The sequence below is a fragment of the Tistlia consotensis USBA 355 genome (assembly GCF_900177295.1).
GTDB lineage: Bacteria > Pseudomonadota > Alphaproteobacteria > Kiloniellales > DSM-21159 > Tistlia > Tistlia consotensis.
On record NZ_FWZX01000022.1, the window covers coordinates 112,063 to 124,396 of the forward strand.

General features: G+C 66.8%; 11 protein-coding genes. All 11 read left to right on the forward strand.

Going from position 1 to position 12,334, the window contains the following annotated elements; all coding sequences use genetic code 11:
* The first annotated feature begins 60 nt into the window (after positions 1-60).
* The 11 genes from acmB to B9O00_RS32675 all read left to right on the forward strand — a co-directional run bounded on the left by acmB (position 61) and on the right by B9O00_RS32675 (position 12,063).
* Entirely contained in the window at positions 61-1,248 is a 1,188-nt protein-coding gene (gene acmB / locus B9O00_RS22185) for a methyl acetate hydrolase AcmB (protein WP_322111196.1), read from the forward strand.
* Between the two features lie 374 nt (positions 1,249-1,622).
* Positions 1,623-2,279, forward strand: coding sequence for an AroM family protein (locus tag B9O00_RS22190; RefSeq protein WP_200808630.1), 657 nt, complete (start codon positions 1,623-1,625; stop codon positions 2,277-2,279).
* Positions 2,280-2,325: 46 nt separating this feature from the next.
* Positions 2,326-3,927 carry an ABC transporter substrate-binding protein gene (locus B9O00_RS22195; protein WP_085124928.1) on the forward strand — a complete coding sequence of 534 codons (1,602 nt, stop codon included), beginning with the start codon at positions 2,326-2,328 and terminating at the stop codon, positions 3,925-3,927.
* A gap of 184 nt (positions 3,928-4,111) precedes the next feature.
* Complete coding sequence (locus B9O00_RS22200) at positions 4,112-5,122, forward strand: ABC transporter permease (RefSeq protein ID WP_085124929.1); 1,011 nt, start codon at positions 4,112-4,114, stop codon at positions 5,120-5,122.
* On the forward strand, positions 5,122-6,036 hold the full coding sequence (locus tag B9O00_RS22205) for an ABC transporter permease (protein WP_085124930.1): 915 nt from the start codon (positions 5,122-5,124) through the stop codon (positions 6,034-6,036). The genes B9O00_RS22200 and B9O00_RS22205 overlap by 1 nt, the downstream gene beginning before the upstream one ends.
* Positions 6,033-7,094, forward strand: a complete 1,062-nt coding sequence (locus B9O00_RS22210) for an ABC transporter ATP-binding protein (protein WP_085124931.1) — start codon at positions 6,033-6,035, stop codon at positions 7,092-7,094. The genes B9O00_RS22205 and B9O00_RS22210 overlap by 4 nt, the downstream gene beginning before the upstream one ends.
* A complete protein-coding gene (locus B9O00_RS22215; RefSeq protein WP_085124932.1) occupies positions 7,091-8,074 on the forward strand; it encodes an ABC transporter ATP-binding protein in 984 nt (327 codons plus the stop codon). Before B9O00_RS22210 ends, B9O00_RS22215 begins: the two co-directional genes overlap by 4 nt.
* A gap of 288 nt (positions 8,075-8,362) precedes the next feature.
* Complete coding sequence (locus tag B9O00_RS22220) at positions 8,363-9,232, forward strand: DUF3626 domain-containing protein (RefSeq protein ID WP_085124933.1); 870 nt, start codon at positions 8,363-8,365, stop codon at positions 9,230-9,232.
* Between the two features lie 556 nt (positions 9,233-9,788).
* Positions 9,789-10,484: a hypothetical protein gene (locus tag B9O00_RS32670; protein ID WP_143596316.1), complete on the forward strand. Its 696-nt coding sequence runs from the start codon at positions 9,789-9,791 to the stop codon at positions 10,482-10,484.
* 38 nt (positions 10,485-10,522) lie between these two features.
* Entirely contained in the window at positions 10,523-11,131 is a 609-nt protein-coding gene (locus tag B9O00_RS22225) for a DUF6650 family protein (protein WP_143596317.1), read from the forward strand.
* On the forward strand, positions 11,128-12,063 hold the full coding sequence (locus B9O00_RS32675; RefSeq protein ID WP_143596318.1) for a hypothetical protein: 936 nt from the start codon (positions 11,128-11,130) through the stop codon (positions 12,061-12,063). The genes B9O00_RS22225 and B9O00_RS32675 overlap by 4 nt, the downstream gene beginning before the upstream one ends.
* Positions 12,064-12,334 lie beyond the last annotated feature (271 nt).

The following is a 12,334-nucleotide window of genomic DNA, read 5'->3' on the forward strand; positions in this document are numbered from 1 at the left end:
CGACCCGGCCAAGACAGATCGGCTCGGCAGAGCCGGCGATTGGGAGGAAGCAGAATGTCCATGGAATTCAAGACGGCTGCCGATGCCATCCTGAAGGGTGTCGTCACCTCGGAGCCGCGCGTTCCCGGCGTGGTCGCGATGGTCACCGACCGCGACCGAAACATCTACGAGGGCGCCGCCGGCAAGCGGCGGCTCGACAGGGACGACGCCATGTCGACCGACAGCACCTTCGCGCTGTTCTCGACGACCAAGGCGATCACCGGCACGGCGGTCCTGCAGCTCGTCGAGGAAGGCAAGCTCGACCTCGACGCGCCGGCCAGGCGCTACGTGCCCGACATCGGCACGCTCCAGGTCATCGAGGGCTTCGACGACAAGGGCGAGCCGCGGCTGCGCGCGCCGAAGCGGGACATCACCACGCGCATGCTGATGCTGCACACCGCCGGCTTCGGCTACGACTTCTTCAACGAGAGCTACAACCGCCTGGCCCAGGAGAAGGGCCAGCCGAGCGTCATCGCGGCCTCGAAGGCGGCCCTGATGACCCCGCTGCTCTTCGATCCCGGCGAGCAGTGGCAGTACGGCAGCAATCTCGACTGGTGCGGCCAGGTCGTCGAGGCGATCACCGGCAAGCGGCTGGGCGAGGTCTTCGAGGCGCGCATCTTCCAGCCCCTGGGCATCCGCGACATGACCTTCGAGATCGACGACCGGGTCCGCGGCAGGCTCGCCGGGGTCCACGCGCGCAACGCCGACGGCTCGCTGACGCCGATGGACTTCGAGCTGCCCGCGAAGCCCGACATCCACATGGGCGGCCACGGCCTCTACGGCACGGTCGGCGACTACATGCGGTTCATCCGCATGTGGCTGAACGACGGCCGGGGAGAGCATGGGCGCGTGCTCAAGGCCGAGACCGTGCGGATGGCCGAGAAGAACCAGCTGGGCGACAAGAAGATCGCGATGCTGCCCGGGGTCATCCCCGCCCTGTCGAACGACGCGGAGTTCTTCCCCGGCCTCTCGAAGTCCTGGTCCTTCACCTTCATGGTGAACGACGAGGAGGCGCCGACCGGCCGGCCGGCCGGCGCGCTCGGCTGGGCCGGGCTGGCGAACCTGTTCTACTGGATCGACCGGAAGAACGGCTACGGCGGCTTCTGGGCGACGCAGATCCTGCCGTTCGGCGACCCGGTCTCGTTCGGCGGCTACCTGGACTTCGAGACGGCCTTCTACTCCGCCCTGAAGCAGTCCAAGGCGGCCTGATCCGGCGGGGTCTATATAGATCGGTCATCCCGGACGCCGCTTTGCCCGACAGCTCTGCTGTCGTCGGCAAAGCGAGCGATCCGGGGCCCAGGGCCAAGCGCCAAGCGCCAAGCGCCAAGCGCCAAGCGCCACGGCGGAACGGCTCTGGGTCCGGGTCGCAAGCCTCGCAATCCGAAAGCCTCACGGCTTTCGGGCTCGCCTGGCGCCCGGGATGACGACCCTGGGCAAGGTGCGTGAATGCCGCGACCCGCCCCCCGGGGTACGTGGCGGCACGTATTTCAGCGCTCCGGCCATCCTCGTACCGTGATCCGATGACGGCGCCGCGCGGTCCGGCCGCGCCGAGGCGTCGGGGCACGGCAAGGGGGGGCGGCGAGGTGGCCAAGCGCAGCGCATTCGTGACGATCGGCCAGGCGCCGCGGGTCGACCTGACGCCGGAGATCCTGGCCGAGGTTCGCTGCCCGCTCGACGTCGTCGAGGTCGGCGCGCTCGACGGTCTCTCCGACGCCGAGGTCGCGGCCCTGGCGCCCGGCGCCGGCGAGGAGCGGCTGGTCAGCCGCCTGGTCGACGGCCGCGAGGTGATCCTCGGCAAGACCAGGATCCAGCAGCGCCTGCAGGCCCTGTTCGACGAGCTCGACGGCCAGGGCTTCGACCTGATCGTGCTGCTCTGCACGGGCCACTTCGAGCCGTTCCGCGTGAAGACCCTGTTCCTGGAGCCGCAGCTCGCCGTCGACCATTTCGTCCAGGGCCTCGCCTACGGCGCCGAGACGCTGGGCATCCTGGTGCCCAACGAGAAGCAGATCGACGAATTCCACGGCATCGACGGCAAGCAGAGCCGCGTCAGCTTCGCCTCGCCCTACGGCGAGGAGCGCTTCGAGGCGGCCGGCCGCGAGCTCGCCGGCACCGACCTCGTGGTCATGCACTGCATGGGCTACTCCGAGGCCATGCGCAGGCGCGTCGCCGCGGCCTCGGGCCGGCCGGTGATGCTGTCGCGCCGCATCGTCGCCCACGCCGTCGACCTGCTGCTGACCTGAGACCACCCAAGAAAGAAGCGAACCGAACGAACAGGAGGCTATCGAGATGACGAGGATGCTGAGGAGCGGCGGCCGCCTGGCCGCGGCATTGGCCCTGGGAACGCTGGTCGGCGCGACGCTGGCCCAGCCGGCCCCGGCCTTCGAGAAGACGTCCGACGGCCCGGTCCTGGTGTTCGGCGGCCGCCAGCCGGTGCCGAACCTCGACCCGAGCCAGAAGTACGACTGGTCGACCCGGATGCTGCAGCAGTCGCTCTACGACGCGCTGGTCAAGTACGAGGGCGATCCGGCCGAGATCGAGCCCTGGCTGGCCAAGAGCTGGGAGAAGAACGGCGACGCCACGGTCTGGACCTTCCACCTGGTCGACAACGCCAAGTTCGCCAACGGCGACCCGGTCGACGCGGCGGCGGTCAAGTTCTCCTTCGAGCGCACGCTGAAGATCAACAAGGGCCCGGCCTGGATGCTGTCCTCGGTGCTGGCGCCCGACGGCATCGCGGTCGTCGACCCGCACACCCTCCGCTTCACCCTGAAGCAGCCCTACGCGCCCTTCCTGGCCTTCCTGCCCTGGTGGTACGTCATGGACCCGAAGGAGGTCATGGCACACGAGAAGGACGGCGACCTGGGCCAGGCCTGGATGACCGAGCACGCCGCCGGCAGCGGGCCCTTCAAGCAGGGCCGCTGGGAGCAGGGCACGCTCTACCAGCTGATCGCCAAGAACGACTACTGGAAGGGCTGGCCGCACAAGACCCACCCGGCCGGCATCATCTACAAGCTGATGCGCGAGGCCTCGAGCCAGCGCGCCGCGCTGATCGCCGGCCAGGCCGACATCGTCGAGGGCCTGTCGAGCGAGGACTTCGACGTCGTCGGCAAGATGCCGGGCATCGCCGTCGAGGACCACGGCGGCATGACCACCTTCGGCATCAAGTTCAACACCCAGGTCGGCCCGACCGCCGACCTCAACCTGCGCAAGGCGATCGCCTACGCCTTCGACTACAAGGCGCTGCTGCAGATCTACAACGGCGCCGCCAAGCTGGAGGACAGCCCCTTCCCGCCGGCCATCAAGGGCCACGTCACGCTGCCCGACATGCCGCGCCAGGACCTCGCCAAGGCCAAGGAATACCTGGCCAAGAGCGCCTACGCGAAGGGCGGCATCGAGCTGGAGTACGTCTACGTCCAGGGCCTGGAGGAGGAGCGCAAGATCGGCCTCGTCCTGATCGACAACCTCAAGCCCCTCGGCATCACCGTGAAGCTGGTGCCGCTGACCTGGCCGAACATGACGGCGCGCGCCGAGAAGGTCGAGACCGCCCCGGCGATGATCGCGATCTTCGCGACCCCGGTCGCGACCGATCCCGACGCCGTCGCCTTCCAGTACCACAAGGCCTCCTGGGGCAAGTACTACGGCTCGCACTACCTGAAGGACCCCGAGCTCGACGCCCTGATCGAGAAGGCGCGGGCGACGGCCGACTGGGACAAGCGGGCGCCGCTCTACCTCGAGATCCAGAAGCGCATCCTGGCCGACCAGCCGGAGGTCTTCGGCATGCTGGCCAACCGACGCTGGGCGCGGCGCGACTGGGTCGAGGGCTTCAAGTTCTCGCCGGTCAACTTCACCGGCGAGACGGACCTCTACCAGCTGACCGTCGCGCCGAAGTAGGCTGAGGTCGAAGCTCGGGAACGACCCCTCACCCTCCCGCGGCCTGACGGCCGCGGGCCCCTCCCTCTCCCCCAAGGGGCGAGGGCGAGTAACCCTCGCCCCTTGGGGGAGAGGGTGCCGAGCGACAGCGAGGCGGGTGAGGGGTGACCGGGCGCGACGTTTGACAAGGACATCCCGCGAGGACATGGCACGCTTCGTCGGCAGACGGCTGGTCTTCCTGGTCGCGATGCTGCTCGGCCTGCTGCTGCTGACCTTCGCCATCTCCCACGTCGCGCCCGGCGACCCCGCCTCGCTGGCCGCCGGGCCCGATGCGACGCCCGAGATGGTCGAGCAGATCCGCCAGGAGTACGGCCTGGACCGGCCGCTGCCGGTGCAGCTCGGCCGCTACCTCCTCGGCATCCTGCAGGGCGACCTGGGCCGCTCGGTCAGGACCAACCACGACGTGCTCGCCGACCTCGCCGACTTCTTCCCCGCGACCTTCGAGCTGGTCACCGTCTCGATCCTGATCGCCGTGCTGCTCGGCATCCCGCTCGGCGTGCTCTCGGCCCTGGGGCGCAACGGCTGGTTCGACCAGCTGGCGCGCGTCGTCAGCGTCTCGGGCGTCGCCATCCCGATGTTCTGGCTCGGCCTGATGCTGCAGCTGCTGGTCGCCCTCGACCTCGGCTGGCTGCCGCTCGGCGGCCGGCTCGGCCTGATGTCGACGCCGCCCGAGCCGATCACCCACCTCTACCTGCTCGACTCGCTGCTGCAAGGCCAATGGCAGGTCTTCGGCGACGCCGCGGCGCACCTCCTGCTGCCGGCGCTGGCGCTCTGCTTCCCGGCGCTGGCCTCGATCATCCGGGTCAACCGCGCCGAGATGATCGAGGCGCTCGGCCAGGACTACATCGTCACGGCCCGCGCCCACGGCCTCGGCGGCTTCCGCACGGTCTGCCTCTACGCGCTCAAGAACGCCATGCTGCCGACGCTCGCGATGATCGGCCTGCGCTTCGGCTGGATGCTCGGCGGCACGGTGCTGGTCGAATCGGTCTTCGACTGGCCGGGCATCGGGCTCTACGCCACCCAGTCGGCGATCGCCCAGGACTTCCAGCCGATCATGGGCGTGACCCTGCTGATCGGCATCTCCTTCATGCTCGCCAACCTGCTGGTCGACCTCGCCTACGTCTGGCTCGACCCGCGCACGCGGGAGCCGGCCTGATGGCCGCGCCCGACATGACCGCGGCGCCCCGCGCCGGCTGGCGCGAGCGCCACGCGCCGCGGATCCGCCAGCTCCGGCTCTACTGGCACACCTACCGGCGCAGCGCCTCGGCGATGCTCGGCCTCGTGCTGGTCGTGGCCTTCCTGTTGCTCGCCGCCCTCGGCCCCGCGCTGGTGCCCTACCCCGAGGACGCGGCCGGCGCCGTGCACCTGGCCGACAAGCTGCAGCCGCCCTCGGCGGCGCACTGGTTCGGCACCGACGAGGTCGGCAACGACATCCTGACGCGGGTCGTCGTCGGCACCCGCCTGTCGCTGGCCGTCGCGCTGATCATCACCGGGGTCGCCGCCGGCATCGGCGTGCCGCTCGGCATCCTGGCCGGCTACAGCGGCGGCTGGCTGCGCGAGACCATCATGCGGGTCACCGACGTCTTCCTCTCGGTGCCGGCCCTGGTGCTGGCCGTCGCCATCGTCGCGGCGCTCGGGCCCGGCATCGTCAACGCCATCGTCGCGCTGTCCCTGGTCTGGTGGCCGGGCTACGTACGCCTGATCGAGAGCAAGACCCTGGCGCTCAAGGGCGAGACCTACGTCGAGGCGGCGCGTCTCGCCGGCGCCACGACGCCGCGCATCCTCTTCTCGCACATCCTGCCGAACTGCCTCTCGCCGATCCTGGTCAAGGCCTCGATGGACATGGGCATGGCGATCCTGGCGGCGGCCAGCCTGGGCTTCATCGGCCTCGGCGCGCAGCCGCCGGCACCCGAGTGGGGCGCGATGATCTCGATCGGCCGCAACTACCTGCCGACCTGGTGGTGGTACGCGACCTTCCCGGGCCTGGCGATCTACTTCACCGTGCTCGGCTTCAACCTGGTGGGCGACGGCCTGCGCGACGTCTTCGACCCCCGGAGCCGCGGACGATGAGCGGGCCGGGGACGATGAACGGGCCGCGGGCGACGGGCGCGCCGCTGGTCGAGTTCGACGACCTGAAGCTGGAGATCGAGACCTTCGACGGCACCCTCCGGGTGCTCGACGGCGTGACCTTCTCGCTCGGCGCCCGCGAGACCCTGGGCATCGTCGGCGAGACCGGCTGCGGCAAGTCGGTGACGGCGCGCAGCCTGCTGCGCCTGCTGCCGATGCCGCCGGCGCGCTTCGCCGGCGGCGCGATCCGCTTCGAGGGCGAGGACCTGACGAAGGTCCGCGAGCGCCGCCTGCGCCGGATCCGCGGCCAGCGCATCGCGCTCATCCCCCAGGACCCGATGACCTACCTCAACCCGGTGCTGAGCGTCGGCCGCCAGCTGACCGACGTCGTCGCCGCACGCCAGAAGGCACGGCCCCCCGGACAGCGCCTCGGCCGCGCCGGCCGGCGCCGCCGCGCCGCCGAGCTGCTCGCCCAGGTCCAGCTGCCCCACCCCGAGCGCCAGCTCGAGGCCTATCCCCACGAGCTGTCCGGCGGCATGCGCCAGCGCGTGCTGATCGCCATGGCCCTGGCCGGCGAGCCGGCCCTGCTGGTCGCCGACGAGCCGACCACGGCGCTCGACGTCACGATCCAGGGCCAGGTGCTGCGCCTGATCCACGAGCTGGTCGAGCGCCTCGGCCTCGCCGTGCTGCTGATCTCCCACGACCTCGGCGTGGTCGCCAAGGTCTGCCGGCGCATCGTCGTGATGTACGCCGGCACGATCGTCGAGGACGCGCCGACCGCGGCGCTGCTGGCCCGCCCCCTGCACCCCTATACCCAGGGCCTGCTCAAGGCGATCCCGAAGCTGCACGGCGACAGCGGGCGCCTGCCCGGCATCCCGGGCGCGATCCCCAACCTGCTCGACCCGCCCTCGGGCTGCCGCTTCCGGCCGCGCTGCCCGCTGGCCACCGAGATCTGTGCCCGCGAGAAGCCGCCGGTGGTCGAGGCCGAGCCCGGCCACCGCGTCGCCTGCCACCGCTACCCCGGCCCGCCGGTCGAGGCGGACTTCGAGGTGCCCCGATGACCGGGGGAACGAGCGGGGCGCCGCTCCTGGAGGTCCGCGGCCTGGAGAAGGCCTTCGCGGTGCGCGGCGGCCGCCTCGGCCGGGCCTCGCTGCGCGCCGTCGACGGCATCGACTTTTCGATCCCGCGCGGCGGCTGCCTGGGCCTGGTCGGCGAGTCCGGCTCGGGCAAGTCGACCGTGGCCAGGCTGGTCACCGGCCTGCAGCAGCCGACGGGCGGCGAGATCCTCTTCGAGGGCCGCCCGATCGGCCGGCTGGAGGGCCGCGCGCGCCGCGCCCTCGGCCGCGACATCCAGATGGTCTTCCAGGACCCCCATGCCTCGCTGAACCCGCGCAAGACGATCTTCGCCTCGATCGCCGAGCCGCTGGTCATCCACCGGGTGCTGCGCGGCGCGGCCCTGACCGCCCGGGTCGAGGAGCTGCTCGAGATCGTCGGCCTCGGCCGGCGCTACCTCTACCGCTACCCGCACGAGCTGTCGGGCGGCCAGAAGCAGCGGGTCTGCATCGCCCGCGCCGTCGCGCTCGACCCCAAGCTGCTGGTGCTCGACGAGCCGACCTCGGCGCTCGACGTCTCGGTCCAGGCCCAGATGCTGGAGTTCCTGCGCGGCCTGCAGCGCGACCTCGGCCTCACCTACCTCTTCATCTCCCACAACCTCGCCGTGGTCCGGCAGCTCTGCGACGAGGTCGCGGTCATGTACCTCGGCCGCCTGGTCGAGACCGGCCCGACCGCCGCCCTGTTCGACGCGCCCAGGCACCCCTACAGCGAGGTCCTGCTCGCCTCCGTGCCCCTGCCCGAGCCCGACCAGCCCGACCCGCCGCCCCTGGAAGGCGACATCCCGAGCCCGCTGGCCCTGCCGGGCGGCTGCCGGTTCCATCCCCGGTGCCCGAAGGTCATCGGGCCGGTGTGTGCGGAGCGGGACCCGGGGCTGGTGGGGGTCGGGGATGGGAGGAAGGCGGCATGTCTGCGGTGCGAGGGCACGTAGGGTCGCCGGAGGCCGCTTTGCGTCGATTCTGTTGAAAAAGTCGGCGTGGTTGCCGGATCCGAGGCCAGCGCGACAGATTGATTTAAGACGGCTCGTTGTCTTGGAATGATCTTACGACTTGATGTCGATCGGCGATCTTAGTGTCGCGCCGAACACGCCATCGGACTTTTTCAACAGAATCCGCCAGGAAGGGACGTTCCTCTGGCCTCTGGCCGCTGCCCGAGGCGGGCTTCCGTGCATTGCGGTTCCCACTGTGGTAGGTCGGTCGTGAAAACATCGGGCGAAGTGATGCCGCCGGAAACGCCAGGGCAGCGTGACGGATACAGGCTTCATCCATGCATTGATGAAGCGATCCGACACGTTCGCGGCCAATCAGAAGGTCCGCCGCTCCCGAATGGCGTTCCGGTAACGCTGAACTTCCATCCCGATGCCCTGCACCAGGGTCGCTTGATGATCGAGATCCTCGCAAGAGAGGGCATCTACCGCACGCAATTTGAGACCGGAACCAGCAATGGCGGCCTGACCGCTCACCCCGGCGGAGAACGCTGGCTCTGGGAGAGCCGCATGTTCGGGACCGCCTATGACAATGCGGATCCCGAGCTGCGACCGAGGTACGGGGCATTGAACTATCTCAGGCGCGCGACGGGTGGCTCGCCACGGTTCGGATCCGCTCACCTGCGGTTGCGGCCCCACGTTCTGGCTCGCACCACGTTCTGCTATCCCGACAGCCATCTCGATCCGGTCGATTTCGGTGTGGCCGACCGCATGGGCCTCATTGCCCTGGCCGAGAAGGGCCGGGCGTTGGCGGACATGCTCGACCGCTATGTCGAAGCCCACGTACATGGCCCGTTGATCCTGACCGACGACGTAGACGCCATCGTGCTCGATCCAAGCTATCGGGACACGGGGATTGAAGCCGCGGCCAGGACGCTCCCCTTTCCGGTCGAATGGCATCCTGGATTTCGCATGCCGGTCAGCCGGGTCGAGGACTGCGTGGCCTATCGCGGGCAGGAAGTCGCGGACCTGGCAGCCTCGATTGCGGAAGGCGGCTACGTGACGCCCCGCGAAATAGGCTTTGCCCGCAGATCGGACAAGGCCGATCCGCAGTCCATCAAGCAAGCATGGCACTGCGTGGCAAGGTTCGGCAGCCCGGAGTGATATTGCGAAGGCGAAGTCCACGATGGGCTCAAATGCGCCAGGAGCGGCTACTGAAGCGGCATATTGGCTGGGTGACGGGCGCCCCCACAGCTGAGCATTGCGCCGCCGAATCCATTGAGAGCGAGCATCTTATTGTTTTCTAAGAGCCTGTCGGACTCGACCTTCCAAAGGTCAAGCCGGACTTCATTGAGCCTCAAACGCGCGTTTGAACGCCCATCCCACAGCGGCTTGCTCAAGGGTATGGTTCACTTAGAATACACCTTAGCACATGATATCTTAGCGGATGGCGTTGTTCACAGCTAGCTACGAATACCTGTTGGCGCACTTCCGGGCGTGCCGTGGCCTTTACATTCTCGGTGCTGGCACGTCGGCAGGGGTTGCACCATTCGGCCATGCCTTCATGACGGGACCAGCCCGTGACTACGCATTGAACTCCCCGTCGTTCCCGGTTGACGTTCCAGACCACGCTCCCTTGACGAGACGGATTATCGAGATGGCATCGGGTCAGGCAATCGGATCTAGAACAGACTTCCTATGGTTTGAGAAGGTTCAGAGATTGCCGGACTACTACGCGCGGCTGTTCATGAAGCACGAACTCGCGAAGCCCCGGTTTCGACAACGGCCAATCGACAACTACAGCGTCTTCCGACTCTTCTACCCTTCTCTGATCCTGAACTACAATCACGACGGCTTGGCGGGCGAAGCGTGCGGCGGGATTCATAGGGTGGTAGATGCGCATGGCACTATTCAACGGGGGTACGGTGCACCGGAGATGGGCGAACTGATGATGGCGGCGCGTGAGTTTGATCTGCAGGTTGCGCCGGACGACATTCTAATGTGCATCCCGGAATCCTACGCTGACTTGCAGCTTGCAGGTCGCTTGTTGGCGGTTGCCCGGTTCTCACCCAGGTTCATCGCCATCATCGGATACAGTTTTGGACAGCGACCCGAAGGCACCTATGACGATTGCGTCTCTCTGGATTTCTTCAGGGAGGCATTTCGGGGTTTCTTAGGCAATGTCTACGTGATCAGTCCCAATCCTGGCGATCTTCGGGAAATGCTTGCAGATGGCATAAAGTCGAAGAACGTTCTCGGCGTTCCAGCGTATTGGAACGTCTTGGCGCACGCCTTCATAGAGGCATTGCGCGACCCGACCGGGCCAAGGTCGCTGAACTACGTTTGCGAGAAAATTCTTGATTCTTATGGAAACGGGATAGTCTTTCCAAGAAGTAATGGAGCGACAACCGAATAGCGGCCTGCCATGTCGCTACCCTTATGTTATAGTATCCTATGCGCGAAGAACCACCATTCAGATTCGACCTGACGGCGCTTATCCAGCGGGCGCGCCGGGAGTTGGCCCGGCGTACCGACGGCGTGAGTGTGACGCTCAGCTTGCCCTTCCTATCGTTCACGGCGACCCCGGCAGATATTGAGCGCCGGGTGGCCCGCGAAGTCGTAATCCGCATGTCGGATCGCCGTGTGCTCAGCGCTCAGGAATGCTGCGATACGTGCATTGATCAGGCGTTGGAATCGCTCCAGTCCATCCGGTCGGTGCTGGTGGATAAACAGGTCGAACTTGCGCATCTGGCCGATGGCCCGCTCTACCTCCTCTTGGAGGTCATGCTGGAGGGAGTGCGGCAGTTCCTCACGTTCGAACAAAGGCTATCGTCGCAAGGCCACGAACGGGACTATGGCGACCCTCGTGACTTTCACCGTCCGCTTGATCAGAGGGAAGCGTACTTCGGCGCCCTGGAGGCGCTACGCGGACACCTGAGCCGTTGTCTCGGTCAGGTCGCGGTGATCGCAAATGTTGAGCTACCCAGCATTGGCATGATCGCAGCCTATCAGGAAGCTTGGCCGCTGGAGGCATACACAAAGCGGCAGCCGAAGCTGCCATGAACCGAGTAGAGGATTTCCTGGCGAACAAATTTCCGAACAACGCCAAGCTGACCGGCTGCCTGATTGACCTTCATCGTCGATATGCGGATTGGGGTCTGAAGGATACGAAGTTCGATCAGGATTTCACCGATGGCACGGATGAGCATTTTTACGCTTATCTGTGGGAGATGCTACTCGCCAGTCACCTGAAGAACATCGGCCTGGATATCAGTTCCGCAGACGAAGGACCGGACTGCAGAATAGATCGCTCAGGCCAAACAATTTGGGTGGAGGCGATCTGTCCTTCTCCCTCAAGTCTGCCGGATGAGTGGTTGCGAGAATCCCGACCGGGCGAAGTGCGGGTTTGGAGCTTGCCCCACGAAGAAATGGTTCTCCGATGGACGGCGGCACTGAAGGAGAAGAGGGAAAAGCTGACCGGAAGGCTGGAACGCGACCGCGCTACCGGTGAGGAGGTCGTGAGGCCGGGTTACGCGACCAAGGGTATTGTCGGGCAGAACGATCCTTATGTCATCGCCGTGAATTCATGCCGCCTGGGGCGCTACGAGATGGATTGCCACGTTGGTATTTCCCAACTGCCGTTCGCGGTGGAGGCGGTATTTCCGGTGGGACCGATTGAAGTGGTGATCAACCGAGACACGATGGAAACGGTAGATACCCGTCATGGACACCGGTTGTTCATCCGCAAGCCGAGCGGGGCCGCAGTGCCAACGGACAGTTTTCTGAATCCAGACTACGCGGGAGTGAGTGCCGTTCTCGGCAGTCCGGCAAGCTTGAACGCCGCGTGCGGTGCTAACACGCCCATTGTAGTGGTCCACAACCCGCTCGCCACGAACCGACTTCCCGTCGGTATTCTCGGTGCCGACCAAGAATATGTCGCAGAAGACAAGGGAGACCATTACGAGTTACGAGACCTTAACGAGGCAGCAGGGTAGGCCAAACCGGCAGCGGGAAGGGCAATGTCTGTGCTCCAGGTATGTGCTGGATATCGGCTGAAACCCACTGAATATAGGGATTTCGCGCGTTTCTGCGCCCCCGGGTTTCTCCTCCCCTAGGGGACGCTACGGTGGTGTGTTCAACTACATGCTAAGCACGCCTGAACGTCCGCAACGGGTCTTGGTCGTGTGAAAACGCTGGCGGCATCGGCTCAACCTGGCCGCCGCTGGTGCTCGGGCGTGGATCGAGCTGGCGGTTCGGCGTCTTGCC

What these genes read in the sequence shown, in the direction of transcription:
- acmB (WP_322111196.1), top strand. Translation starts at nt 61, where the DNA reads ATGGAATTCAAGACGGCTGCCGATGCCATCCTGAAGGGTGTCGTCACC.
- B9O00_RS22225 (WP_143596317.1), top strand. Translation starts at nt 10,523, where the DNA reads ATGCGCGAAGAACCACCATTCAGATTCGACCTGACGGCGCTTATCCAG.
- B9O00_RS22210 (WP_085124931.1), top strand. Translation starts at nt 6,033, where the DNA reads ATGAGCGGGCCGGGGACGATGAACGGGCCGCGGGCGACGGGCGCGCCG.
- B9O00_RS22200 (WP_085124929.1), top strand. Translation starts at nt 4,112, where the DNA reads ATGGCACGCTTCGTCGGCAGACGGCTGGTCTTCCTGGTCGCGATGCTG.
- B9O00_RS22220 (WP_085124933.1), top strand. Translation starts at nt 8,363, where the DNA reads ATGCCGCCGGAAACGCCAGGGCAGCGTGACGGATACAGGCTTCATCCA.
- B9O00_RS22215 (WP_085124932.1), top strand. Translation starts at nt 7,091, where the DNA reads ATGACCGGGGGAACGAGCGGGGCGCCGCTCCTGGAGGTCCGCGGCCTG.
- B9O00_RS22195 (WP_085124928.1), top strand. Translation starts at nt 2,326, where the DNA reads ATGACGAGGATGCTGAGGAGCGGCGGCCGCCTGGCCGCGGCATTGGCC.
- B9O00_RS32675 (WP_143596318.1), top strand. Translation starts at nt 11,128, where the DNA reads ATGAACCGAGTAGAGGATTTCCTGGCGAACAAATTTCCGAACAACGCC.
- B9O00_RS22205 (WP_085124930.1), top strand. Translation starts at nt 5,122, where the DNA reads ATGGCCGCGCCCGACATGACCGCGGCGCCCCGCGCCGGCTGGCGCGAG.